The organism is Lysinibacillus sp. YS11 (assembly GCF_002896375.1).
Lineage (GTDB): Bacteria > Bacillota > Bacilli > Bacillales_A > Planococcaceae > Lysinibacillus > Lysinibacillus capsici.
This window is the reverse complement of sequence record NZ_CP026007.1, coordinates 4,180,276-4,205,015: the sequence shown is the minus strand read 5'-3', so window position 1 is coordinate 4,205,015 and position 24,740 is coordinate 4,180,276. Positions and strand designations below refer to the sequence as shown.

General features: G+C 37.0%; 19 protein-coding genes and 2 pseudogenes. 17 read left to right on the top strand and 4 right to left on the bottom strand.

Annotation, left to right across the window (positions count from 1 at the left end; all coding sequences use genetic code 11):
- The first annotated feature begins 49 nt into the window (after positions 1 to 49).
- The 8 genes and pseudogenes from LBYS11_RS21040 (at position 50) to LBYS11_RS21005 (ending at position 7,613) form a co-directional block, all read left to right on the top strand.
- Complete coding sequence (locus LBYS11_RS21040; RefSeq protein ID WP_054549625.1) at positions 50 to 1,792, top strand: methyl-accepting chemotaxis protein; 1,743 nt, start codon at positions 50 to 52, stop codon at positions 1,790 to 1,792.
- A gap of 92 nt (positions 1,793 to 1,884) precedes the next feature.
- The gene (locus tag LBYS11_RS21035) at positions 1,885 to 2,445 is read left to right on the top strand and encodes a YdcF family protein (protein ID WP_081010983.1); all 561 of its coding nucleotides are present in this window, start codon (positions 1,885 to 1,887) and stop codon (positions 2,443 to 2,445) included.
- Between the two features lie 141 nt (positions 2,446 to 2,586).
- Positions 2,587 to 4,284 carry a M3 family oligoendopeptidase gene (locus tag LBYS11_RS21030; protein ID WP_054549623.1) on the top strand — a complete coding sequence of 566 codons (1,698 nt, stop codon included), beginning with the start codon at positions 2,587 to 2,589 and terminating at the stop codon, positions 4,282 to 4,284.
- A 165-nt stretch (positions 4,285 to 4,449) separates the two neighbouring features.
- Positions 4,450 to 5,540: pseudogene (locus LBYS11_RS21025) on the top strand (AI-2E family transporter).
- 11 nt (positions 5,541 to 5,551) lie between these two features.
- On the top strand, positions 5,552 to 6,175 hold the full coding sequence (locus tag LBYS11_RS21020) for an NUDIX hydrolase (RefSeq protein WP_036079462.1): 624 nt from the start codon (positions 5,552 to 5,554) through the stop codon (positions 6,173 to 6,175).
- Positions 6,176 to 6,309: 134 nt separating this feature from the next.
- Entirely contained in the window at positions 6,310 to 6,774 is a 465-nt protein-coding gene (locus tag LBYS11_RS21015) for a hypothetical protein (protein WP_004231915.1), read from the top strand.
- A gap of 22 nt (positions 6,775 to 6,796) precedes the next feature.
- Complete coding sequence (locus tag LBYS11_RS21010) at positions 6,797 to 6,943, top strand: hypothetical protein (RefSeq protein ID WP_233732223.1); 147 nt, start codon at positions 6,797 to 6,799, stop codon at positions 6,941 to 6,943.
- A 61-nt stretch (positions 6,944 to 7,004) separates the two neighbouring features.
- Positions 7,005 to 7,613, top strand: coding sequence for an alpha/beta hydrolase (locus tag LBYS11_RS21005; protein WP_066038002.1), 609 nt, complete (start codon positions 7,005 to 7,007; stop codon positions 7,611 to 7,613).
- A gap of 46 nt (positions 7,614 to 7,659) precedes the next feature.
- On the opposite strand, the gene LBYS11_RS21000 is transcribed toward LBYS11_RS21005, so the two are convergent.
- From LBYS11_RS21000 to LBYS11_RS20990, 3 genes are all read right to left on the bottom strand, one after another.
- A complete protein-coding gene (locus tag LBYS11_RS21000) occupies positions 7,660 to 9,771 on the bottom strand; it encodes an MMPL family transporter (RefSeq protein ID WP_103118910.1) in 2,112 nt (703 codons plus the stop codon).
- Positions 9,772 to 9,876: 105 nt separating this feature from the next.
- A complete protein-coding gene (locus LBYS11_RS20995; protein WP_004231925.1) occupies positions 9,877 to 10,893 on the bottom strand; it encodes an inorganic phosphate transporter in 1,017 nt (338 codons plus the stop codon).
- Positions 10,894 to 10,914: 21 nt separating this feature from the next.
- Positions 10,915 to 11,535: a DUF47 domain-containing protein gene (locus tag LBYS11_RS20990; protein ID WP_004231927.1), complete on the bottom strand. Its 621-nt coding sequence runs from the start codon at positions 11,533 to 11,535 to the stop codon at positions 10,915 to 10,917.
- 424 nt (positions 11,536 to 11,959) lie between these two features.
- Here LBYS11_RS20990 and LBYS11_RS20985 point away from each other — a divergent pair, with 424 nt between their 5' ends.
- Together LBYS11_RS20985 and LBYS11_RS20980 are read left to right on the top strand one after the other, a co-directional pair.
- A complete protein-coding gene (locus LBYS11_RS20985) occupies positions 11,960 to 12,646 on the top strand; it encodes an ABC transporter ATP-binding protein (RefSeq protein WP_048394180.1) in 687 nt (228 codons plus the stop codon).
- 1 nt (position 12,647) lies between these two features.
- Positions 12,648 to 13,967: an ABC transporter permease gene (locus LBYS11_RS20980; protein ID WP_103118909.1), complete on the top strand. Its 1,320-nt coding sequence runs from the start codon at positions 12,648 to 12,650 to the stop codon at positions 13,965 to 13,967.
- Between the two features lie 62 nt (positions 13,968 to 14,029).
- On the opposite strand, the gene LBYS11_RS20975 is transcribed toward LBYS11_RS20980, so the two are convergent.
- Positions 14,030 to 15,190: a class I SAM-dependent methyltransferase gene (locus tag LBYS11_RS20975; RefSeq protein ID WP_048394183.1), complete on the bottom strand. Its 1,161-nt coding sequence runs from the start codon at positions 15,188 to 15,190 to the stop codon at positions 14,030 to 14,032.
- A 198-nt stretch (positions 15,191 to 15,388) separates the two neighbouring features.
- Between LBYS11_RS20975 and putP the strand changes: the two genes are divergently transcribed.
- The 7 genes and pseudogenes from putP to LBYS11_RS20940 all read left to right on the top strand — a co-directional run bounded on the left by putP (position 15,389) and on the right by LBYS11_RS20940 (position 24,588).
- Complete coding sequence (gene putP, locus LBYS11_RS20970; RefSeq protein WP_048394185.1) at positions 15,389 to 16,876, top strand: sodium/proline symporter PutP; 1,488 nt, start codon at positions 15,389 to 15,391, stop codon at positions 16,874 to 16,876.
- Between the two features lie 133 nt (positions 16,877 to 17,009).
- Positions 17,010 to 18,296, top strand: a complete 1,287-nt coding sequence (gene hflX / locus LBYS11_RS20965) for a GTPase HflX (RefSeq protein WP_066038006.1) — start codon at positions 17,010 to 17,012, stop codon at positions 18,294 to 18,296.
- A 400-nt stretch (positions 18,297 to 18,696) separates the two neighbouring features.
- Positions 18,697 to 20,184, top strand: a complete 1,488-nt coding sequence (locus LBYS11_RS20960) for a peptide MFS transporter (RefSeq protein WP_048394189.1) — start codon at positions 18,697 to 18,699, stop codon at positions 20,182 to 20,184.
- 203 nt (positions 20,185 to 20,387) lie between these two features.
- Entirely contained in the window at positions 20,388 to 21,533 is a 1,146-nt protein-coding gene (locus LBYS11_RS20955) for a M20 peptidase aminoacylase family protein (protein ID WP_048394190.1), read from the top strand.
- Positions 21,533 to 22,357: a GNAT family N-acetyltransferase gene (locus LBYS11_RS20950; protein WP_048394192.1), complete on the top strand. Its 825-nt coding sequence runs from the start codon at positions 21,533 to 21,535 to the stop codon at positions 22,355 to 22,357. The genes LBYS11_RS20955 and LBYS11_RS20950 overlap by 1 nt, the downstream gene beginning before the upstream one ends.
- A 21-nt stretch (positions 22,358 to 22,378) precedes the next feature.
- Entirely contained in the window at positions 22,379 to 23,485 is a 1,107-nt protein-coding gene (gene menC / locus LBYS11_RS20945) for an o-succinylbenzoate synthase (RefSeq protein WP_103118908.1), read from the top strand.
- A gap of 51 nt (positions 23,486 to 23,536) precedes the next feature.
- Positions 23,537 to 24,588: pseudogene (locus tag LBYS11_RS20940) on the top strand (hypothetical protein).
- The last annotated feature ends 152 nt before the right edge of the window (positions 24,589 to 24,740 follow it).

Sequence of the window (24,740 nt, the reverse complement as noted above, 5' to 3'; positions counted from 1 at the left end):
AATATAAAGTAATATATTGTTGAACGAAGAAAATAGGGGGGGCTAAAGTATGAAGTTTTTACGTTCAATACAGGGGAAATTGATTATTATTTCATTGGCACTACTAATTATTCCAAGTTTAATAATTGGTATAGTTAGTTATGGTAAGGCTAAGAATGGGATGGAGGATATAGGAGAACAGGTACTTTACAATAGTGTTGAATCTGCTTTGCAATTAATCGAGCTCGCAAACGAGAGTGTTGAAAAGGGTGACATACCCTTAGAGGTTGCACAGGAACGAGTAAGAGAAGCATTTCTTGGTCCGAAAGATAGCGAAGGAAAACGGCCTATTAATTATCCGGGTGATTTAGGGGAATATGGCTATATCTATGTGTTGGATGATAAGGGAACATTAACAACACATCCAACACGAGAAGGAGATAATCTTTGGAATGATCAAGATAGCAGTGGCAATTACTTTATTCGAGAAGTAACTGAAAAGGCACTTGATGGTGGTGGTTTTACACAATATGAATTTGAACTACCAGGTCAGGATGTCTTAGCGGATAAAATTATTTATTCTGAGAAAGATCCACATTGGGGATGGATTATTGCATCAGGTACATATATGCAGGATTTTAATGCAGAGGCGAATTCTTTATTGCTAGTAATTGGTTTGACATTAGTAGGTGCCATAATTATTGGGACAATCGTTGTCATTCTTGTATCAAGACATCTGGCATTACCAGTTCAAAAATTATCTAAACGTGTACGTGAAGTAGCAAAAGGGAATTTAACGGTTGAAATTGAGCATTTACAGCGCTCGGATGAAATAGGACAGTTAAATGATGGCTTTAATGAAATGGTACAACAACTTAAAACACTTATTTCAGATGTGGAGGAAGCGATTGTAGAAATACAATCAACTTCAGCAAATTTAACCGCAGTAGCTGAAGAGACAAATGCCTATGGTGATGAAATCGTCAAAGCAATCAATGAAGTATCCAAGGGTGCAGTCAAGCAAGCATCTGATGCAGAGGATACAAACCGAACGGCTATCGAGTTTGCGCAGCAAATAGAAGGATTGCATGATAAAAATGAATTAATGTTAGATGCCTCACAGCATATGAAAAAATCAAATGAAGAAGGCCTAGTCAATTTAGAAAGCTTAAAGGATAAGTCGCGGGAGTCTTCAACTCTCGTTCAGAATATTCAGTCTGTATTTGGTAGTCTAATTGTCAAGGTACGTGAAATTGAAGGCATCGTGGGGACGATTACGGAGATTTCAGATCAAACGAATTTACTTGCACTTAATGCCTCTATTGAAGCAGCAAGAGCGGGTGAACATGGTAAAGGATTCGCAGTTGTCGCGGAAGAGGTACGTAAACTTGCTGATCAAACCTCTGTAGCAACTGAGCTAGTACGCACGACGCTAAAAGGCATTGAAAGTGAAACAAACTTAGTCAATGGAGAAATGCAGAAAACCCATATCATTGTAAGTCAACAAAATGATTCTGTCATGGTAACAGAATCATCCTTTAAAGAAATTAAATTAGCTGTTGAAAAAATCATAGCCATTATAGGCGATACAACAGATAGCGTAGAATATTTAAATAGCTCTAAGAATACGATTATGCAATCGATTGAAAGCATTGCGATGATTAGTGAAAAGAATGCTGCTGCGTCTGAAGAGGTAACAGCATCTGTAGATGAGCAACAACGCGCAATACAACTCGTTAGCGAATCTTCCAATGATTTAACTGATGAAATATCTGCCTTACAGGAGTCTATTAAACGATTTATATTGAGATAATATCTTTCAGGGTGCTTGCTTAACAAGCATCCTTTTCTTTTTATCATCGTTAATAAAAGGTAAAGGAGGAATGATTTGTGAGAAGGTGGCTGATGACAATTGGTGTTATTTTAATCAGTATTGGAATCGTTCTTTATATTTGGCTGGGAAAAGAAATTGATCAGGGTATGGAACCGAATGCCAATGGTTCAGCTGATTATATGATTATATTGGGAGCAAAAGTAAGGCCAGGTGGTGTACCATCGCTTTCATTAAAAAGTAGATTAGAGGTGGCTGTTCCATACTTAACAAAATACCCACATGTTAAGGTCATTGTGTCAGGTGGACAAGGACCTGATGAAGATCGTACAGAGGCATCTGTAATGCAAGACTATTTGGAACAGCATGGCATCGATGCCGCGAGAATTATCATAGAAGATCAATCTACATCTACTTATGAAAATTTAGTATTCTCTAAAGAATTATTACCACAAGAAACAAAGAAAATTACCATCGTTTCAAATGACTTTCATTTGAAACGTGCAAAATATCTTGCTGAATCGTTAGATTTTGAAGTAGATGTTCTATCGGCAAGAACACCCAAATCAGTAGAGGCAAAATTAAGAATAAGAGAAAGAGCTGCGTTATTAAAAACATATATTGTGGGCTATTAAAACAACAACGCCATTATATTTAGGAACCGCTTCTTTCTCAAAAAAATCATGGAACAGAAAAGAGATAATTGTTTCTTAATAGATTCTATTTGGCATATAATAGAAATATTACGGGGTATAGGACAGAAAGAGGGGACTTTAATGACAACGTTTAAAGAATATCAATACAGCCGTCCAAATGTGGCATCAATGAAAGAGCAGCAGTTAGCACTCATTGAGCAATTTAAACAAGCACAATCGATGGACGAGCAAAGTAATATCATTGAAAAGCACAATGCAATTAGTAATGACTTTGCGACAATGGCTAATTTAGTATATATTCGTGCTTCAATCGATACGAACGATGAATTTTATCAAGCAGAACGTGATTATTTCGATGAAGTAGGTCCTGAGCTAGAAGAAGTAACGACGGAATACTATAAAGCTCTAATTGATTCACCATTTCGTGAGCAATTAGAAGAAAAATGGGGACAACAATTATTTGATCTAGCAACTTATCAAATTAAAGGCTTCTCACCAGAAGTTATTGATTTGATGCAAAAAGAAAACAGACTTGTTTCTGAGTACAATAAGCTTGTTGCATCTGCACAAATTGACTTTAATGGGGAAACATTAACACTCGCTCAACTTGGTCCGTTTGCAGAGTCAACGGATCGAGAAACACGTAAGGCAGCAACGGATGCTCGCTTTGGCTTCTTTGCACAGCATGAAGATGAATTCGATCGTTTATATGATGAACTTGTCAAGGTACGCCATGAAATTGCGATTAAACTCGGCTATAACAACTATGTTGACCTAGGCTATATTCGTATGAATCGGATTGATTACAATGCTGATATGGTTAAAAAATTCCGTGATCAGGTACGTGATTTAATTGTGCCTGTTGCAACGAAGCTTTACGAGCGTCAGGCAAAGCGAATTGGCATTGAAGATTTCAAATTTTATGATGAAGCACTTAACTTCTTATCAGGTAATGCTACACCAAAAGGGAATCCTGAGTGGATTGTAGCAAACGGTAAAAAAATGTATGAGGAACTTTCACCTGAAACAGGAGAGTTCTTTAATTTCATGATTGACCATGACTTAATGGATCTTGTAGCGAAGAAAGGGAAAGAAAGTGGCGGTTATTGTACGTTTATTGAAAACTATCATTCCCCATTCATTTTCTCAAATTTTAACGGTACTTCAGGTGACATCGATGTATTAACACATGAAGCTGGACATGCTTTCCAAGTTTATTCAAGTCGTAACATTGGCATTCCTGAGTATTTATGGCCTACCTACGAATCTTGTGAAATTCACTCGATGAGTATGGAATTCTTTACTTGGCCTTGGATGGAGCTGTTCTTTGAAGGTGATACAGAGAAATATAAATTTACACATTTAAGTAGTGGTCTTTTATTCTTACCATATGGTGTGGCAGTAGATGAGTTCCAGCATGTTATTTATGAAAATCCAACAATGACTCCTGCTGAACGTAAAGCTGCATGGAAAAAAATTGAGGAAACGTATTTACCACACCGTGACTATGATCATAACAGCTACCTAGAGGCTGGGGGCATTTGGCAACGTCAAGCTCACATCTATGCAAGTCCGTTCTACTACATTGATTACACGTTAGCGCAAATTTGTGCCTTCCAATTCTGGAAACGTTCACGTGAAGAATTTGAAGCGGCTTGGAAAGACTATATTCATCTTTGTGGTTTAGGTGGCTCTATGTCCTTTACAAAGCTTGTAAAAGAGGCAGGTTTAATCTCGCCATTTGAGGATGGCTGTGTTGAATCGGTTATTGGAGAAATTGAGACATTCTTAAATTCCATAGATGATTCTTCTCTATAATTGATGACTTAAATTCGTTTCACTTCCACGATAACTATTATTGGGGAAGTGAGCGAATTTTTTAGTTTGTCAGAGGAGTTCTGTAAAAAAATACTAGGATACTTGCGAAATGGTTAATATATCAGTAGTATTTTCAGTAACTGCTATTAAAGGAAGTGAAAGAAAGTGACAAGGAAAGTTTGGTTTCAAGTAGGGGTAGGGATACTACTTACACTATTAATCATTAAATATTTTATAGAAATTCATTGGATTTTTTCACCGCTTGTCATCATATTAAAAGCCATTTTTGTGCCTTTACTACTTGGTGGTGTTCTCTATTATGTGACGGAACCAATTCAGAGATTTTTAGAAAAACGTAGATTTCCTCGATGGGGAAGTATATTGACGATTGTGTTCGGACTAATAGCAATGGTAGGTATTTTTGGCTGGATTATTGGTAACCCGATTGCCGAGCAGGTCAATAAATTAGTGAAAAATGCCCCTATGATTAGTACGAGTATTAGTACGAGCATCCAGCAATTAACAGACTATGTAACGCAAAATAAGGATAACTTCCCTGAGCAATTAAATGATGTTATCGAAAAATGGCGAATTCGGTTCAAGATATTGCAGTAGTGGCGAGTAAAGGTTTTGTGTCCTTTTTACAATCCATTGTATCTGTGTCGTTATTAGCCATTTTAATTCCGTTCTTCTTTATTTTTATGCTGAAGGATCATGAGAAGTTTGCTCCATCCATCTATAAATATTTCAGTGGTGAACGTCAGCAATGGGTAAAGAAAACGTTAAGTGAAATTGATGATGTATTACGTACCTACATTCAGGGCCAACTGCAAATTAGTTTTTTATTAGCACTAATAATGTATGTAGGCTATTTAATTATAGGTTTAGACTATTCGTTATTACTAGTGATTTTTGCATTCTTTATGAATATGATTCCATTTATCGGGCCTTGGATTGCCTTTGCGCCAGCCCTGATTGTGGCAGTTATTCAAGATCCAATTTTAGTGGTGTGGGTTTCGGTTGTGACGCTGGTTGCTCAGCAAATAGACAGCAACTTTATTACACCTAATGTCATGGGGAAATCACTTGATATCCACCCCCTTACCGTTATTACAATTATTTTAGCGGCAGGTAATATAGCAGGTTTTATTGGTATTATTATCGCTGTACCATTTTATGCAGTCTTAAAGGTTATCGTATCCAATATTTATGATCAACGTAATGCAATTAAGAAAAAAGCGACGAAGTCAGTATAGGAGTCGAAACAATGGAACAAGAAATTGTAAAGGTATTTAATGAACAGCATGAGCAAATTGGGACAGCTACGAGAGCGGAAGTGCATGAAAAGGGGCTTTGGCATGAGACTTTTCATTGCTGGCTTGTAAATGAAGACTATATTTATTTTCAAGTACGTAGTTCACAGAAAAAGGATTATCCAGGGTTACTCGATATTACAGCAGCAGGACATCTTTTAGCGATTGAGACAGTAGAGTCAGGCATTCGAGAAGTAAAAGAAGAATTGGGACTTAATATTGATGTCCATGAAGTTGTCAAAATGGGCATGACATCTTGTAGTATCGTTTCTGAAAATATGATCGACAATGAATTTTGCCATGTCTACATATATCCTTTCAAGCATGATTGGGATTCCTTTGCTTTGCAGTATGAAGAAGTATCGGGTGTAGTTAGAGCGAGGCTAAATGAGGCGGAGGCTTTCTTCTTGGGAGAAACGACGACACTTAATATTGAAGGGTATGAATATTTCCCTGATGGTCAACGTGTGAGAATTGTCAGACCAGTAGGTACTGCACAATTTGTTCCTTATCGGGAATTGTATGTTGCACAGGTGATAAAATTCACACGTGAAAAAATATTTAATCAAACCTCATAAGTTTAAATAGGATAAGCTATAATATTAGCTTGTCCTATTTTCTTGCGCAAAAATGATTTACAAACGACACGATATAATAGGAAAAAATGAGTTATACTGTTAGATAGATTGTAAAGAAAAGGAGCATTTTTTATATGCTAACATTTGAACAAAAACAAGCGATTATTGAATCGTTTTCTGAGCTAACAAAAAAAGAAATTTCTTTAAAGCGCCTAAATTATCATTACATGGACAGTCTTTACGAAAAGACGATTGTAGTTGAGAAATTACATCCAAACGGCAATGGCTTTGTCTTTGTAGGAGATTTATTACGCTATGAGAATGAGGCTAATGATAAAGGATTAGTAAATATCCGCGATTACGATGAACAACAACTTCGTGAAATTATTGAAGACGCAATCCAATATTTATCTGAAGAAGTAGAAGAGCAGGAGCCAATTGTAGAGATTTGGCATAGTCGCGATGGTAGTCAGTTACAGCTAGCTTTTGAGCAACGTTCGTGGAACGTGTATCATGGAGACAATCTGGAAGAGGCATTTGGTACGTATGAGGCAGCAAAGGAATATTTACTAGAAGAAGGCTTTCGTACAAAGAAATAAGAAATACGGGGGATCATGATAGATGAACGGAAAAAAATTAGTGGGAATTGTTATTGTTGTTGTGATTGCGGCATGTTTATTTTCAGTTTATACCATTACTAATTTTTATAAAAATCACGAAGAACAGCCAAATCGTGAAATCGTGAAATTAATAAGTCAAAGAGCTTGAATTTAATTTTGCCACAGGCTACAATTATCTCGAATTCAAGATAATTGAGAGGTGACTGTCAGTGCAACATATTTTTTATAAAGGTACAGACGAAACGAAGCCGACATTATTATTGCTACATGGTACAGGTGGTAATGAGGAAAGTCTTATTGGGCTGGCAAAAGAAATAGATGAAACAGCCAATATTTTAAGTGTTCGCGGAAATGTACTTGAGCATGGAATGCCACGATTTTTCCGCCGATTAGCCGAAGGTGTCTTTGATATTGAGGATTTAATCTTTCGTACAAAGGAGCTTCATGAATTTTTAAAGACGTCAGCACAGCAATATGGCTTTGATCGCCAACGAATTGTAGCAATAGGGTATTCGAATGGTGCTAATATTGCAGCAAGCTTATTATTCCACTACGATGATGCGTTAGCAGGAGCTATTTTGCATCACCCAATGGTACCAAGACGTGGTATTGAATTACCGCAACTTTCTCCAACACCTGTGTTTATCGGTGCTGGTACGAATGATCCGATGTGTACAGCACAGGAGTCTGAGGATTTAGAAACCCTTTTAAGTGCTGCAGGTGCCAAAGTAACGACGAAATGGTTTAATTTTGGTCATCAACTAACAATGCCTGAAGTACAAGCTGCAAAAGAATGGTATAAAAGCATCTACGCTTAATTGAAAAATCCACCTCCTTTTATAAGGGAGGCGGATTTTCTTTATGTTATTTACTTTTCTTTGAGAAAGGAAGCCACCAGTTCCAATCACCAAACAGCTTCATAAGACTAGGCACAAGCATAAGACGAATAATTGTTGCATCAATGGCAACAGCAATAGCGATACCCACACCAATTTGCTTTACAGGCATTACATCTGTGAAGGCAAATGCACCTGTAATAACAATCATGATAAGCGCTGCAGATGTAATTATTCGGCTAGTGGATGTTAAGCCATCAATTGTTGCACGCGTATTATCGGAGCCCTTTAAATATTCCTCTTGGATACGAGAAATTAAAAAGACTTCGTAGTCCATACTTAAGCCAAATACAAGACAAAAAACAATAACTGGAATGATTAGCACGATGGAGCTTGCTTCAATACCAAAATGACCATATTGGAAAATATAAACGAGTATCCCGAATGCAGATGAAAGCCCAATAATGTTCATGATTATTGCCTTTAACGGAATTAAGATAGAACGGAATGCCAACATTAAAATAAAGAATGTAGAAACGATAATAATTGCTATAGCTAAAACAATTTTATTAGCAATTTCATCAAAGATTTCTTGGTTGAATTTAGCTGGTCCACCAAGTGCAAAATCCACGCCCAGGTCTTTGTCCATCCATGTTCGGGCAAATTTTTGAGCTGTAGAGGAAGAACCTGCTGCATCAATTGTAATTGGAACAAATAGCTGTGTATCCTTTGAAAATGAATTAATAACAGGTTTTAATTGTTCAGCAACCTGTGGAATAGCTAAAGAAGCAGAAAGCTCTTCTGGTGTTTGAATGTTAGCAGCTGTATAAATAGTTGAAACATTAGTCACTAATGGGTCCTTTAATAGCTTTTCTTGAATAGTAAAAATTAGCTCTCTACCCTCAGTATCCTCCCAGCCATCTTTTCGTTCAACCAACAAATATAATGTAGAAGATTCACCTAGTCCAAACGTTTCATCTAATTTATCGTATGCTGCACGAGCATCATATTTCGTAGGTAAGGAGTCCACCTGTGGAATGGTTAATTGGATATCCTTTAAAGGGATCATGCCGATGCCTAGTAATAATAATGCTGAAATCACTATAGCTACTGGATGTTTCATGACAAAACCTGCAAAGCCACGCCAACGATTAGCCCCACCTGGTTTAACGCGTATTAAGCGCCATTTATTAAGTCTATCTCCTAATAGCATCATAGTGGCAGGAAGTAATGTTAAGCCAGAAAGAACGGCTAACAGGACGACTATAGTGCCTCCTAGGGCGATATTATGAAAAATTTCTACATTAATGACAATCATCGCACCTAAGCCAATCATGACACAGACTGCGGAGAAAATGATAGAACGACCTGCTGTCTGAATAGCCGTTTGAATGGCTTGAGCAATGGAAGTATGTGTGCGTTCTTCTCTGTAACGATTAATAAACAGCAATGCAAAATCAATACTTAAAGCCAGCCCAAGCATTGGAACAATATTTAAGACGAAAATAGATAGATTTACATTAGCACTGAGCAGTGTCATCATACCAAAGGCGGTAACCACTGTCACAACACCAATGACGATTGGCAAAATAGAAGCAACAACTGTACCAAACGCTAATAAGAGAACCACGATGGCAATTGGCAATCCAATGGCCTCAGCTGATGCCAAATCCTTTTGACTAGCAGTATTTATGTCAGCAGAAATAACAGGCCCTCCAGTGATACTAATTCCGTCTTTTTCAATTAATGAACGGAATTCCTCAACAATGTCAGGAAGGTTTTCTACATCGTTCTTTATGTGAACCATAGCATAGGCAATACCATCTTTCCGTAAAGAGGAGTCTTCTAAAGGTGATTGAATAGAATGAATCTCTTTTATGCTATCTAATTTTTTTAAAGTGTCTTCAATTTTCTGATCTTCAGCTGGATCAAAGACAACCAAAATCGTATTAGATGGTAAATCAAATTTTTCTGCTAGCTCGTTGGTAACATAGGTATGATCTGCTTCGACAAAGAAACCATCACCTTGAAGTTTGCCTGGAAGCTGTAAAGCAAAGTACGCCATTGCTAGAAAAATAATAAGCCATATGACTACGATTGCTTTCGCATGTGCTGTAATAAAAGCTGAAAAAGTTTTCATAGTTGTTTATACATCCCCCTTTTCAATTAGTGTAAAGGATGTGTCACATTTTGTCGTGTGACAAAGTAAAGACTCCCATCCACTTTTTGGACAGGAGTCTTACTATTAAAAGAATAATGATAATATGAAATAAATAACAGATGCCATAACGGCAGAAATTGGCATTGTAATCACCCAAGTAGTAACAATCTTTCGAGCCATACCCCAGTTTACACCACGCACACGCTGTGCTGAACCGACACCCATAATGGAGGAAGAAATGACATGTGTTGTTGAAACTGGTAAGTGGATTAGCGTAGCGCCAAAAATAACAGTAGCAGATGCTAAATCTGCCGCAACACCATTAACAGGGCGGATTTTCATAATCTTACCACCAACCGTTTTAATGATTTTATAACCACCAATTGACGTACCTAGCCCCATTGCTGTAGCTGCAGCAGCACGCACCCAGAAAGGTATTTCATCTCCAGTGTGCAAGCCACCAGCGATTAACGCCATCGTCATAATCCCCATCGCTTTTTGCGCATCATTTGTACCATGGGTGAACGATTGGATGGCAGCAGTAAAAATTTGCATTGTACGGAAACCTTTATTCGTCCTATATAAATTTAAATTTTTAAACCATAGTTTAAAAAGAGTCATCATAATAAAGCCTGCACAAATAGCAAGTAAAGGTGAAAACACTAAAGCCATGATGATTTTAGTAAAGCCGCCATAGTTTAACACATTAAAACCAGCGGATGCGATTGCAGCACCGGCAATAGACCCAATCAATGTGTGTGAAGAACTTGACGGAATACCGAAATACCATGTCAATAAATTCCAAATTATAGCTGAAATTAATGCAGCTAAAATAACGACTGAGCCAGTTGTGTCTCCTTCAAAAGCATTTAATGCAAAAGGATCTACAATATCTTTTGTTAGAGCTTTTGCAACCCCTACAAAGGTGATAGCACCAATAAAGTTCATAGTTGCCGCCATAATGATTGCCGTGCGTGGCGGCAATGCTCTAGTAGAAACCGAAGTTGCAATAGCATTTGCTGTATCATGGAAGCCATTGATAAAGTCAAATGTTAGGGCAAAGATGACGACCAGTACGGTTAATATAATGATTGTGTTCATTGTAAAGTGCCCATCTCCTAATTATGCGTTACGCATGATAATTGTTTCCATAGTATTTGCTACGTTTTGACAATGATCAGCGATATCTTCAAGTTGTTCATAAATATCCTTAAATTTAATGAGGCGGATTGGATCTTTTTCATTTAAAAATAACTTCTTAATAGAAGTACGTTGTACCTCATCACATTCACGTTCATAGTCTTTAATAAGAATTGCGTGTGGACGCATGCCAATTAGATTCTTTTTCTTTAACTCTTCTGTCGCTTTGACTATTTCATCAGCACTTTTTGAAATAAACCCTAAGAAAATGCGCATAGATTCATCAATCTCAGTGAGCGAAAACATTTCAAAGTGTGCAATACAGTGTTCTGTTCCATCTAAAACATCATCCATACGAATGGCGAGCTCTAAAATATCCTCACGTTCAATAGGTGTCATGAATGATTTGTTTAACATGACAATCAGTTCATGAATAAGCTTATCACCAGCAGTTTCATAATTTTTCATTGTAATGCTAATCTCTTTTAGGTCAGCTACACTGTTAATACGAAAATCATTTGCGTAATGTACAGCCTCTCTCATATTTTCAGCAATTTTATGCAATGCAATAAAGAAAGGGTCTTGTTTTTTTGAGTTAAGCATGTGAATCGAATCCTCCTGGATATAAATAAATTAATCGACCTCTAAACTTTACTATCATAACAAAATCTTTAATTTATCTACATAAAAATTTACTAATCGACATGAAAATTTACATTGCTGTAATATACAATTCGTTCACAAAATATAAGGTAATCCAGCTGTATTTATTTTTATGAGTACAGATAAAACTTGTTATAAATGGCTATTCATCTGTAATGGTGACTTATTAGTACAGATTAAGACACGAAAGATAATAGAAGGTAATAAAAATAGCGCATTCGAATTGTAAAGGTATTGTAAATTCATTTGATAACCAGAAGAGTACCTTCTTATTCTTAAGAATATCTTCATTTTTATCCTCCCTCTTTATTAAGAATTGTTTACTACAATGGAAAATGAATAGGAAAGGAGCGTTTATTAACTAATGATTCAGGTTGAAAACTTACAACATACATTTTTAATTGGAAAACGAGGGAAGGAAAAGCAAGTGCCGGTATTGAAAGGTGTGAACTTCGAGGTCCATAAAGGAGAAATTGTTGCCATTGTAGGTAAAAGTGGCTCAGGAAAATCGACCTTATTACAAGTTCTAGCTGGTTTTATGAAGGCTGAACAGGGCTCTATTAAAGTAAATGGAAAGGAAACAGCCCATCTAACTGAAACAGAAAGTGCTGCCTTCCGTTTACGTCAATTCGGTTTTATTTTTCAAAACTTTCAATTGATGCCTGGTTTAACTGCTTTTGAAAATATCGAATTACCTTTAAAGCTACAGGGTTTGCGTAAGGCTATGCGCAAAGAAAAAGTGAAGAAATTAATGGACAAGGTTGGTTTGACAGAAGTAGCAGACCATTATCCCAATGAATTGTCAGGTGGACAGCAACAGCGTGTCAGCATTGCACGAGCCCTTATTACGAATCCTCCTATATTACTTGCTGATGAGCCAACAGGGAGTCTCGATTCAGAAACCGAGCAGGATATCTTATTGCTTATTCAAAGTTTAAATCGTGAATTAGGGCTAACCTTTGTCATTATCACGCACGATGAAGAAGTAGCTACTATCGCACATAGACGCTTCCGCATGTACGATGGAGAACTTGTAAAGGAGGAAGCTTAACATGTTATTTAAGGATCAATTAGATTTTGTAACACAGCATATCAAGAAAAATAAGCTGCGTGTGTTTATGACGATACTAGCTGCAACGATGGGCTGTGCCTTTTTAATCGTGCTAGCATCCGTTGGTTTTGGTTTACAGGAATTTTTACGTAATGAAATTCTTTCAAACGAAACAGTTACAAAAATTCAAGTATATGGCGATAAGCAATTAACTGAAGAACAAGTACAAGAAATTAAAAAAATGGAACATGTAGAAACGGTGCTTGAAACAATTAGTGTCAATGCTACCGCACAATCATTTTTTGAAGATCGTGATACTACTTCTAATTTAATATTGTCAGATATGCAGGACTTTGAACAGGTAAATGGAAAGCTTGCAAAAGGGCGTTATCCAACGAAATCTAATGAAATTGTTGTAGGCTATCATTTTGCTCAAACATTATTGAATGAAAGAGAACGTGATGTCATTGCGGAAAAAAGTAAAAAGGCTGAAGCTGAGGGTACGTATTATGATGGTAGTGAAGAGGGCTATAAAGAATCATTGATTGGAAAGAACATAGACCTGTCATTAGTTCCTCACACGGGTACAAATGATGAAAAGCAAAAAATGAGCTATACAATTGTTGGCGTAATGGAGAAACCTTCTTATGATTGGATGGTTGATAACGCTATTCATATGGACAAAGAGCAAAAAGCAGTATGGGTTGAAAATTTATCTACAGATAGTAACATGGCAGAGGATGAGCTGTTTTACTCTGAATTTAATATTTATGCGGATACATTAGAAAACGTAAAGCCGATTTTAGAGAAGTTAAAAGATAAGGGCTATAGCGTATATTCAGTAACAGAGCAACTAGATCAAATGAATGTATTTTTCCTTGTCTTAAAAATTGGCTTAATCTTTGTTGGTACAATTGCTGTGTTGATTGCTTCCATTGGTATTTTTAATACAATGACAATGGCTGTCACAGAGCGAACACGTGAAATTGGTGTATTAAAGGCAATTGGGGCAAGTCCGAAGCTTATACAACGGTTATTTTTAATGGAAAGCACATTTATCGGTATTTTTGGTACGCTAATTGCGGTTGTCATCTCGTATGCTATTAGCTTTGCGGCTAATGCAGCATTACCATTAATTCTTAAGGCGGCAACAGGGGAGGAAGCTTTTGCAACAAATGATATAACATTTTCTCTTATTCCATGGCAACTAGTCATTATTGCAGCAGCCATTAGTGTTGGTGTAGCGATGATTTCAGGTTATCGCCCAGCACGTAAAGCAACAAAAATCGACGTTATTCAAGCTTTACGACAAGAGTTATAGTAAAAAAGGCGGTCCAATCAACATTGGATCGCCTTTTATTTGGATTGAAGTACATCTGTATGTTATAAATACTCTTTTAACTCATTCGCTAAAAATGGTGTTGCATTCAATAATTTTAAGAAGGCATCATAGCTGGCACGTTGCTCTTCATTTGGTTTTTTACCTGTTTGATAGGCTCGAATTAATATGTTTTTAGGTGTATTCTCCATATCGATAAACTCTAAAAGCTGTGCCTCATAGCCAACAAGCGATAAAATTTCAGCTCGAATAGCATCTGTAGCAAGTGCCGCAAATCGCTCTCGAACAAGTCCATGTTGCAACATAATATCGAGAGCAGGTGTATTTAGTTGACGATTTAACTCATGCTGACAGCAAGGCACACTTAGAATGACACTTGCTCCCCATTTCACAGCACGAGCCAAGGCCATATCTGTCGCTACATCACATGCATGGAGTGTCACCACCATATCCACAGCACTTTCATCATTATAATCATTGATATCTCCTACAAGAAATTCTAGCTGATCATAGCCTAGATCCTGTGCTATTCTTGAGCACTCTTCAATAACCTCTTTTTTTAAATCTAAACCAGTAACACGAATGTCTAAGCCTTTTTCAATTTTTAAATAATGATACAAAGCAAAGGTTAAGTAGGATTTTCCTGAACCAAAATCTAAAATCCTCACCTGTCGATCCTGAGGTAAATAGGTTAAGGCATCATCTATAAATTCAATGAAGCGGTTAATCTGTTTAAATTTATCATACTTTTGTTTCTTAACCTTTCCTTCTTCTGTTTGTACCCCCAGTCGAATTAAAAATGGATAGGGTTGATCATCAGATAGTAAATAATTTTTTTTACGATTATGGCTTAGATGGACTTGTTTAGGTGAAGCTGTTTTATCTGATTTCCAAAGGACTTTGTTCTTTTTTGATAATTGTACTTGTACCGTTTCATCTACGAAATCAATATGAGCTTGACGATACTCCTCAAAAAACGCGTCAAGCTTGGAAGGTAAATGAGCCAATAGAATATTTTCATGTTTTAAAATCCGTTCATATTGGTATTCAATTTGTATATGGTACTGATTTTTTAACATTAATGGTTTTAATTTTATACGTTTTATTTCATTTGATTTCATACGTGGTTGACTGATTGTAGCTGTCACAAGCTTTTGTTGCAAAATTTGCTCAGTGAGCAGAGCTTTCATTTCTTCAAATGTCATACATTTTCGCCTACTTTATTGTGTTATAGATGGCACTAGTTTAACACATTTTATAAAAGACAATGGCATCTTTGGTATTCGGAATAAATTTAATAAAAATTCCGAGTATTTATAGGTGGAATTGTATATTCGTGGTATCTTAAATACAGTAATTCTTTTTAAATTGGTGATACTAAGGATTAATAAGGAGGAGAAAATATGTCGGATAACATGTATCAATTATTAGCGATTGTTATTTATATGATCGCCATGCTAGCAATTGGCTGGTATGCATTTGTTAAAACATCTAATTTAACAGATTATATGCTTGGCGGTCGTTCCTTAGGTCCAGCGGTTACTGCGCTAAGTGCGGGTGCTGCGGATATGTCTGGCTGGCTCCTAATGGGCTTACCAGGTGCGATATTTTTATCAGGTCTTGTGGAGGCTTGGATTGCAATTGGATTAACAATAGGAGCTTACCTAAACTGGCTACTTGTGGCACCACGTTTACGGGTATATACACAGGTTACAAATGATTCCATTACTATTCCAAGTTATTTGGATAATCGATTACGTGATCATACGAAGCTTATTAGAATTGCTTCAGGTATCATCATCCTCATATTCTTTACATTTTATGTATCGTCAGGAATGGTAGCAGGGGGCAAGTTTTTCGATAGTTCATTTGGTTATGAATACCATACAGGCTTATTAATTGTGTCAGCTGTAGTTGTAGCATACACTCTTTTTGGCGGATTTTTAGCGGTAAGTTATACAGACTTCTTACAAGGTCTTATTATGTTTTTAGCACTTATTATGGTACCGCTATTTGGTTTATTTGTAACAGGTGGTATAGGTGAAACCATTTCATCTATTAAATCTGTTGATCCAGATCTTCTAAATTTATTACCAGCCACTGCGACAGCAGCAGGGATCATTTCTTCAGTTGCTTGGGGATTAGGCTATTTTGGACAGCCTCATATTATCGTCCGCTTTATGGCGATTAGTTCCGTTAAAGAAACGAAGCAAGCACGACGCATTGGTATTGGCTGGATGATGTTAAGCTTATTTGGAGCTATTGGAACTGCCTTGGTTGGTGTAGCCTATTATCAGCAAAATGCTGGTGAGCTAAAAGACGCTGAAACAGTATTTATTGTACTTGGTCAGATTTTATTCCATCCATTTATAGCAGGTATTATGCTGGCGGCTATTTTAGCAGCTGTTATGAGTACAATTTCTTCTCAATTAATCGTAACTTCTTCAGCACTTGTAGAGGATATTTATAAAGCATTATTTAATAAAACAGCAGACGATAAGCATTACGTTTTTGTTGGGCGTATGGCTGTATTAGTTGTTGCAATTATTGCAGCAATCCTAGCGTGGAATCCAGATAGTTCTATCTTAAGCTTAGTTGGCTTTGCTTGGGCAGGATTCGGTGCAGCCTTCGGACCTGTTATTTTACTTTCTTTATATTGGAGAAAGCTAACAAACTACGGAGCACTTAGCGGAATGGTAACAGGGGCTGCAACTGCGTTTATTTGGGGTAAAGTAGATGCTTTATCAAGTACGTTGTACGAAATTGTTCCTGGCTTCATTGTTTGTTTAATTGTTGCGGTTGTTGTCAGTATACTGACATATAAACCAAATAAAGAAATTGAAGAAGAGTTCACACGCTCAGAAGCCCTGCTAAAAGAAGAAAGAAAATAGTTGAGATGCGCCTTTACATGAGGCGCATTTTTTAGGAAAGTTAACGATGATCTTCAAATACGAAAAAGGGTATATTATGGTAAGATGAAGAAAATTTGTCGTAGCGACACCAAGCTTTGGTGGGAGGTTTCTAATGGATAGAATTAAGGAAGTTGATGTATTAATTGAAAAGGCCATACTAGTTGGCGTGAATTTACGAAATGATGAGCACTTTGACTATTCTATGGAAGAGTTACAAAATTTAGCTGAGGCCTTGCATGTAGAAGTGGTTGGGACTGTCACGCAAAATTTGGAACGTGTGACACCTTCCCATTATGTGGGTACAGGTAAAATAGAAGAAATCAAAAATTTTTATGAAGAAGCACAAGCAAACCTCGTGATTTTTAATGATGAACTGTCTCCTTCGCAAATCCGTAATTTGGAGCGTGATTTAGCAACGAAGGTCATTGATCGAACAATGCTTATTTTAGATATTTTTGGAAGGCGCGCAAAAACACGTGAAGCCCAAATGCAGGTGGAATTAGCACAGCTTCAATATATGCTACCTCGTTTAGTGGGTTTGCATGCCTCTTTAAGCCGTCAGGGTGGAGGTACTGGGGGAGGCTTTAAAAACCGTGGTGCTGGTGAGACAAAGCTGGAATTGGATCGACGAAAAATTGAAGATCAAATTGCTAAAATTAAAAAGGATCTAGAGCACGTTAAGGAGCAGAGAGAAACGCAGCGTAAACAGCGTCGTAAAAATGCTCTTCCGGTTGTATCGATTGTAGGCTATACAAATGCTGGGAAATCAACGATTATGAATCAACTGCTTACACAAATAGGACAAGAAGAGCACAAGCAAGTCTTTGAGAAGGATATGCTTTTTGCTACCCTTGAAACTTCTGTTCGTCAGATTGAACTACCTGATAAAAAGACCTTTTTACTGACAGACACTGTAGGCTTTGTTAGTAAATTACCTCACCATTTAGTGAAGGCATTTCGCTCCACTTTGGAAGAGGCGCGAGATGCGGATCTTTTACTGCATGTGGTGGATGTTTCGAATACAGAGCACGGATTTATGATGGATGTGACGAACGAAACACTTAAAGCAGTTGGTGTTGAGGACATTCCTACAATCTATGTATACAATAAAGCAGATATAGCAGATGTTCCATATCCTGTGGTAAGTGGAGATAATATTTGGATTTCAGCAAAGCAGGGGGTTGGTTTAGAAGAATTAGTACAGCTAATTCGTCAACACATCTTCTCGCATTACGTAACGTGTGAAATGTTAATACCTTATGATCATGGGAACGTTGTTTCTTATTTAAATGAGAATGCCTCTGTTTTTAATACAGCCTATGAAGAGGGTGGGACATTATTGTCTCTTGAAGTAAAAGCAGCAGATTATGCAAAGTATCAGCACTATGTTATTAATTAAAAAATGTACTTCCCAAAGCATGCCAAAAGATTTTTGGCATGCTTTTTATGATTAGAGGGAATAGTAGAATCTAGAACAAAGGTAAAACATGTAGTCAAGAAATTGTATTAATTTTCAAGTAAAGTAAGAAATCTGAATTTTAAATATTTTAGAATAATTCATTGTAAATTTAAAAATCTTTTAGGTATAAAGTGTGAGAAAACTTAGATATATCAAAGGATTTAATAATTTATCTAATAATCAATCAGAATTTATAGAAAAATGACAAATTTTCAACATTTTTTAAAACTCTTGCTAAAGTGTATAAAACGCTTTAGTATGATGAAACAAAGTTTTTTTATCCTTATATTAGGGTAGTTGTGTTTTTGTAGAATAATTTTTTATTGGGAGAGGGTATTGTATGTCTAGTAAAGATGAAGTTGTAAAATCTGTCCCTCAAAATGGTTTTGTTGGACACCCTAAAGGGCTCTTTACTTTGTTTTTCACAGAATTTTGGGAACGTTTCTCGTACTATGGTATGCGAGCAATTCTTATCTTCTTTATGTATTACGAATTACATGACGGGGGCTTAGGTCTAGACCGCGGAACAGCAAACTCTATTATGGCCATCTACGGCTCACTTGTTTATATGTCTGGAATTATAGGTGGATGGATTGCCGACCGAGTTTTAGGAACACGAAAAACCATTTTTTATGGTGGCGTGTTAATTATGATTGGTCATTTACTGCTAGCATTGCCTGGTGGTGTGAGCATGTTATTTGCTTCCATGGCATTTATCGTTATGGGTACTGGTTTATTAAAACCGAACGTTTCAAGTATTGTTGGGGACATTTATGCTGAAACAGATAGCCGTCGTGATGCAGGTTTTTCTATTTTCTATATGGGTATTAATATGGGAGCATTTATTGCACCTTTTATTGTCGGAACAATTGGACAAAAATATAGCTTCCACCTTGGCTTTGGTTTAGCGGGTCTAGGTATGTTTATTGGTTTAATTGTTTATAAATTAACAGAGAAAAAATATTTAGGCTTAGCGGGCTTACAAGTAAACAACCCATTAAAGCCTGAAGAACGTAAAAAAGTCTTTACGCAATTCGGAGTTGCAGCTTTACTTATTATCATCTTGGGTGCTATCGGTATTAAAACTGGTACTTTAACAATGAATGTATTTAGTTTAATCATCACAGCTCTAGGTGTATTAATTCCAACTGCATTCTTTATTTATATGTATCGTAGTAAAAAAACAACAAAGGATGAAAAGTCTCGTCTACTTGCTTATATTCCTTTATTTTTATCAGCTGTAATGTTCTGGGCTATTCAAGAACAAGGAGCAACTATTTTAGCGACTTATGCAGATGAGCGTACACAGCTAAGTTTTGGTGGTATTCAGCTTCAATCTTCTTGGTTCCAGTCATTGAACCCATTATTTGTTATTACAATGGCACCATTATTTGCGATGCTATGGCTTAAATGGGGAGACAAGCAGCCAACAACACCACGTAAGTTCTCATATGCATTGTTCTTTGCGGGTCTATCGTTCTTAGTGATGATGATTCCAGCACACCTGTCTGGTGGAGATACATTAGTGAGTCCTTTATGGTTAGTATTGTCATTCTTCTTAGTGGTTGTTGGTGAGTTATTATTATCACCAGTTGGTCTATCTGCCACAACGAAATTGGCACCACAGGCATTCGCAGCGCAAACGATGTCTTTATGGTTTTTAACAAGTGCAGCAGCACAAGCAATTAATGCGCAATTAGTTAAGGTCTATGAAGTTGTAAGCGAATTCACATACTTTGGTTTCTTAGGTACCTTATCTATTGTAGTCGGGATTATTATATTGGTGCTTTCACCAATTATTTCAAAAGCGATGAAGGGTATTAATTAAATGAAAGATGCAAGTACAGTTATTAAAAAAACTGTACTTGCATCTTTTTTGTATCTAAATAAAAGTCTATCTAAGAGGCTGAGAGCGAAATATATTATCGTAAGTAGTTATTTTGTTGAATGTGGGTATAAGTTTCTATGTAGAAAATTATCATTTTCGTTATAATAATTTTAATAATATGAAAATTTAAGGGGTTGGAATCTATGAAGGAAGAGTTAGATTATTTGAGGCCAAGATTAATGGAGATTTTTACGTATTTACATGCAAATCCAGAAATCAGCTGGCATGAAGTAGAAACCACCAATTATATAGTGGAGCTATTAACGCAGGAAGGCTTTTCCCCTAAACGATTTAAAAATTCCACAGGATTATATGTTGATGTAGGCAAAGGTAACCCCAAAGTAGGACTAAGAACAGACATAGATGCCTTATGGCAAGAAGTAGATGGTCATTTCCGTGCGAATCATTCATGTGGACATGACGGTCATATGACGATGGCCATTGGTACACTATTACTTTTAAAAGAACTACAGCAATCTATTAATGGTACAATCCGCGTTATTTTCCAACCTGCTGAAGAAAAAGGAACTGGAGCGTTATCTGTATTAGAAGAAGGTGTTATTGATGACTTAGATTATTTATTTGGTGTCCATGTAAGACCTGTTCATGAGCTAGAGGACGGCACTTATTGTGCAGCCTTATATCATGGTGCCTCTCGTTTACTTGAAGGCGAAATTATCGGAGAGGATGCTCATGCTGCAAGACCGCACCTAGGTATTAATGCCATTGAAGTAGGTGCAACAATCATCGAAGATTTGCGAACCATTCATACAGATCCTATGGTTCCTGTATCTGTAAAGATGACGAAATTCCATGCTGGGGGAGATTCGGGCAATATTATCCCAGGTAATGCCTCATTTACGATTGATATTCGTGCACAGCAAAACAAGGTGATGGACGATTTAGCACAAGGCGTAAAGCGTGTGATCGATTCCTCTAAATTGTTGCATAAAGTACAAATTGAATTACGTACGGTGGCCAATATCGTAGCTGCTGAAGTTGATACAAGTGCTCAATATTTAATGGAGCAGGCAATTATACAGGCTGCTGGATTATCAAATTTAAGAAAGCCTGTTCATACACCTGGAGGAGAGGATTTTCACCATTATGCTGTACAACGGCCGCATTTAAAAACAACCATGCTGGGCTTGGGTTGTGGATTAACACCAGGCTTGCATCATCCGAAAATGAAATTTAAACAAGCAAGACTTGTCACGGGAGTGGAGATACTTACAAGAGCAGTTTTATTAGCTTTGGAGTCAGGGCATAAAAAGGAGGCGTCAGCGTAATGTTAGAGCAAGTGCGAATTCACAAAGTAACGACACCGAAAGAAATTGCAGAGATCCAAAAATTAAATGCTGAAATATGGGGCAGTCAAGCAATCCCCTCCCATCAATTACTAGCTGCTGTACAAAATGGGGGAATCGTATTAGGAGCGTATTTAGATGAAAAGCTAATTGGCTTTAACTATTGCTTCGTTGGCTATCGGAATAGAGAAATGTACTTACATTCGCACATGATTGGTGTAGAAAAAGCATATCGTGAACAAGGTGTGGGTGAATTATTGAAGCATGCCCAACAAGAATATGCAAAAGAGCATGGTTTTCAACTTGTCCGCTGGTTAATTGACCCATTAGAGGCGCGTTTAGCGAATCTAGCATTTCTAAAACTGAACGCCACTAGTTATCAATATGAAAATGATTATTATGGTCCACTTCGAGATGACTTTAATGAAGGACTACCTTCAGATAGACTTGTCGTTGAATGGTGGATCGAGCGTGATCAAATGGCAGATAGCCTTGATGAATTAGAAGAAGTAGCACAGGAAATTGTACCTTGGACATTAACAGTAGACGGATTACCAGTTCTAGATGTAGAAAATACATTTCAGTTAAATCAATCCTTTTATAAAGATGCCTATCTTTTACCGATCCCTCAATCTCTACAGAAAATGAAAGTGGAAAGTCCAAAACTTGCAGAGGACTGGCGTTATAAAATTCGCACAATCTTAACAACATTATTTAACCAAGATTATGCCATCGTACGCATGAAGAAACATCCAGAATATGTTCATAGCTATCTGTTAGTCAGACGCTCCTTATTAGCTTTATAATAATGATAAGGAGTGAACAATGTGAGATTAGAAAAGATTACATTAAGGCATTTAAAAATGCCTATGAAAGCACCATTTACTACGAGTTTTGGCACAGTTGATGAAAAGGAAATGTTACTGATAGAAGCAAAAGATGAATCAGGGACGACGGGGTGGGGAGAAACTGTTGCTTTTGTAGCACCATGGTATACGGAAGAAACATTAAAGACAACATGGCATATGCTACAAGATTTTTTGATACCCATCTTGTTACATAAAAAGATTGGGCATCCAGATGAGGTAACCTCATTATTTGCACCTATTCGGCGAAACTGCATGGCGAAAGCTTCAATTGAGGGTGCTGTATGGGATATCTATGCTCAGCAAACAAAGCAATCACTTGCACAGGCGTTAGGTGGTCAAAAACAACGTATTGAAGTAGGAGTCAGTGTGGGTATCCAACCCTCTATCGCTCAGTTAATAGCATTAATAAAAGGTCATATTGAAAAAGGCTACAAAAGGGTGAAGATTAAGATAAAGCCTGGAGAGGATGTAGAGATAGTACAGGCAATTCGTGCGGAATTTCCAAATTTACCCTTGATGGTTGATGCAAACTCTGCTTATACATTAGAGGATATAGAAATACTACAGCAGCTTGATGATTTTAATTTATTAATGATCGAACAACCATTAGCTACTGATGATATTGTCGATCATGCAGCATTGCAGAAAAAGTTAAAAACGCCTATTTGCTTAGATGAAAGCATCACATCATATGAGGATGCCAGACGAGCAATTGAACTTGGAAGCTGTGGTGTCATAAACATCAAGATTGGACGAGTAGGTGGTTTAACGGAAGCAATACGAATACATGACCTATGTAAAGCAAACCATATTCCAGTTTGGTGTGGTGGTATGTTAGAGGCTGGAATTGGACGAGCACATAATGTTGCCTTAACGTCTCTTAGCCAATTTATTTTACCTGGCGATACAGCAGGTTCTAGTCATTATTGGTACGAGGATATCATTGATCCTGAAGTAAAAGTCAAAGATGGCTATATTGAGGTACCCCAGTCGGTAGGTATTGGTTTTAAGCCTAATATGGCTGTGATTGATAAATTAACAATTAGCAAAGAAATCTATCAATAAGGCAGTACTTAGTCGATCATTTAGTATATAGGAAAACGAGGAGAGAACTGATTGAAAAAAAGCTTGCAAATCGGTGGTGCCTATGTGGGGATTATCGTTGGAGCAGGATTTGCATCAGGGCAGGAAATTGTCCTTTATTTTACAAGCTATGGCTTTAAAGGAATATATGGAGCATTGTTAGCTATGGTTGGTTTCTCAATTGTTGGAATGTGTGTTGCTCAAGTGAGCTCTAAGCTTCGCACATCGTCCCATAAGGATTTGATTTATCAAATTTCAGGGAATACTATGGGCTTTGTCTTGGATTTAGTGCTATCACTCTTTTATTTGGTGTAGCTGTCATCATGTTTGCTGGCGCTGGTGCAACATTTCAGCAAATGTTTGGACTGCCTATTTGGCTAGGGAGTATTTGTATGATCTTGCTTACAGTAGCCACTGTCATGATGGATGTGAAAAGCATCATTAATATCATTGCACTAGCAACCCCCTATCTACTAACCGTTGTCTCCATCATCGCTATCTATGCTATTGCAACGATGGATTTTACCTTTGCAGAGCAAGCTGTTATTGCTCAACAGGCTCAAATAAGTGAGAAAAGTTGGTGGGTAACGGCTTTATTGTACATGTCGTTCAATGTAGGGGTAAGCTTCTCTTTACTGACTGTTATGTGTGGATCCATCCGCAATCATAAGGTAGCTGGCATGGGTGGTATAATTGGTGGGATTTTGTTAGGTGCTTTAATCTTACTTGTGAATTTCTCCCTTTTAGCCAAGATGAATATCATTGTTGGGTTAGACATTCCGATGCTAGCGTTAGCGAATGAAATTCATCCGATTGTTGGAGTATTAATGACTATTTCTCTTTTGGGAATGATTTATAATACGGCAGTAGGGATGCTATATTCCTTTATGGTAAGGTTTTTCGAACCTAGTAGAGCAAGCTTTAGGGTTGCAGTTATATTTATAGGCGGTCTCGGTTTTCTAGCAAGTCTTGTAGGGTTTACAACGCTAGTAGCTAAACTATATGCAGTGATGGGCTATGTTGGGTTAGTATTAATCATATTCATTATTTCTGCATGGTTAAGAGGCACTAAAAAAATTATCTAATATAGAAATGGTAATTGAGGGATAGATTTTATTCTCAATTACCTTTTTATTTGGATAAAAATATTGTAGAAATAGTGAATTATTTCTGTTGATTAATTTACGGTAATGCTGATATTTCGTTAATTTGGCATATTTTTTAGTTAATCATTAAT

Coding starts and splice junctions, on each gene's coding strand:
- LBYS11_RS20960 (WP_048394189.1), top strand. CDS start 18,697: ATGTCTAGTAAAGATGAAGTTGTAAAATCTGTCCCTCAAAATGGTTTT.
- LBYS11_RS20955 (WP_048394190.1), top strand. CDS start 20,388: ATGAAGGAAGAGTTAGATTATTTGAGGCCAAGATTAATGGAGATTTTT.
- LBYS11_RS21015 (WP_004231915.1), top strand. CDS start 6,310: ATGCTAACATTTGAACAAAAACAAGCGATTATTGAATCGTTTTCTGAG.
- LBYS11_RS20995 (WP_004231925.1), bottom strand. CDS start 10,893: ATGAACACAATCATTATATTAACCGTACTGGTCGTCATCTTTGCCCTA.
- LBYS11_RS20985 (WP_048394180.1), top strand. CDS start 11,960: ATGATTCAGGTTGAAAACTTACAACATACATTTTTAATTGGAAAACGA.
- LBYS11_RS20980 (WP_103118909.1), top strand. CDS start 12,648: ATGTTATTTAAGGATCAATTAGATTTTGTAACACAGCATATCAAGAAA.
- hflX (WP_066038006.1), top strand. CDS start 17,010: ATGGATAGAATTAAGGAAGTTGATGTATTAATTGAAAAGGCCATACTA.
- LBYS11_RS21030 (WP_054549623.1), top strand. CDS start 2,587: ATGACAACGTTTAAAGAATATCAATACAGCCGTCCAAATGTGGCATCA.
- LBYS11_RS20990 (WP_004231927.1), bottom strand. CDS start 11,535: ATGCTTAACTCAAAAAAACAAGACCCTTTCTTTATTGCATTGCATAAA.
- LBYS11_RS20950 (WP_048394192.1), top strand. CDS start 21,533: ATGTTAGAGCAAGTGCGAATTCACAAAGTAACGACACCGAAAGAAATT.
- LBYS11_RS21000 (WP_103118910.1), bottom strand. CDS start 9,771: ATGAAAACTTTTTCAGCTTTTATTACAGCACATGCGAAAGCAATCGTA.
- LBYS11_RS21035 (WP_081010983.1), top strand. CDS start 1,885: ATGACAATTGGTGTTATTTTAATCAGTATTGGAATCGTTCTTTATATT.
- LBYS11_RS21020 (WP_036079462.1), top strand. CDS start 5,552: ATGGAACAAGAAATTGTAAAGGTATTTAATGAACAGCATGAGCAAATT.
- LBYS11_RS21040 (WP_054549625.1), top strand. CDS start 50: ATGAAGTTTTTACGTTCAATACAGGGGAAATTGATTATTATTTCATTG.
- LBYS11_RS20975 (WP_048394183.1), bottom strand. CDS start 15,190: ATGACATTTGAAGAAATGAAAGCTCTGCTCACTGAGCAAATTTTGCAA.
- putP (WP_048394185.1), top strand. CDS start 15,389: ATGTCGGATAACATGTATCAATTATTAGCGATTGTTATTTATATGATC.
- LBYS11_RS21010 (WP_233732223.1), top strand. CDS start 6,797: ATGAACGGAAAAAAATTAGTGGGAATTGTTATTGTTGTTGTGATTGCG.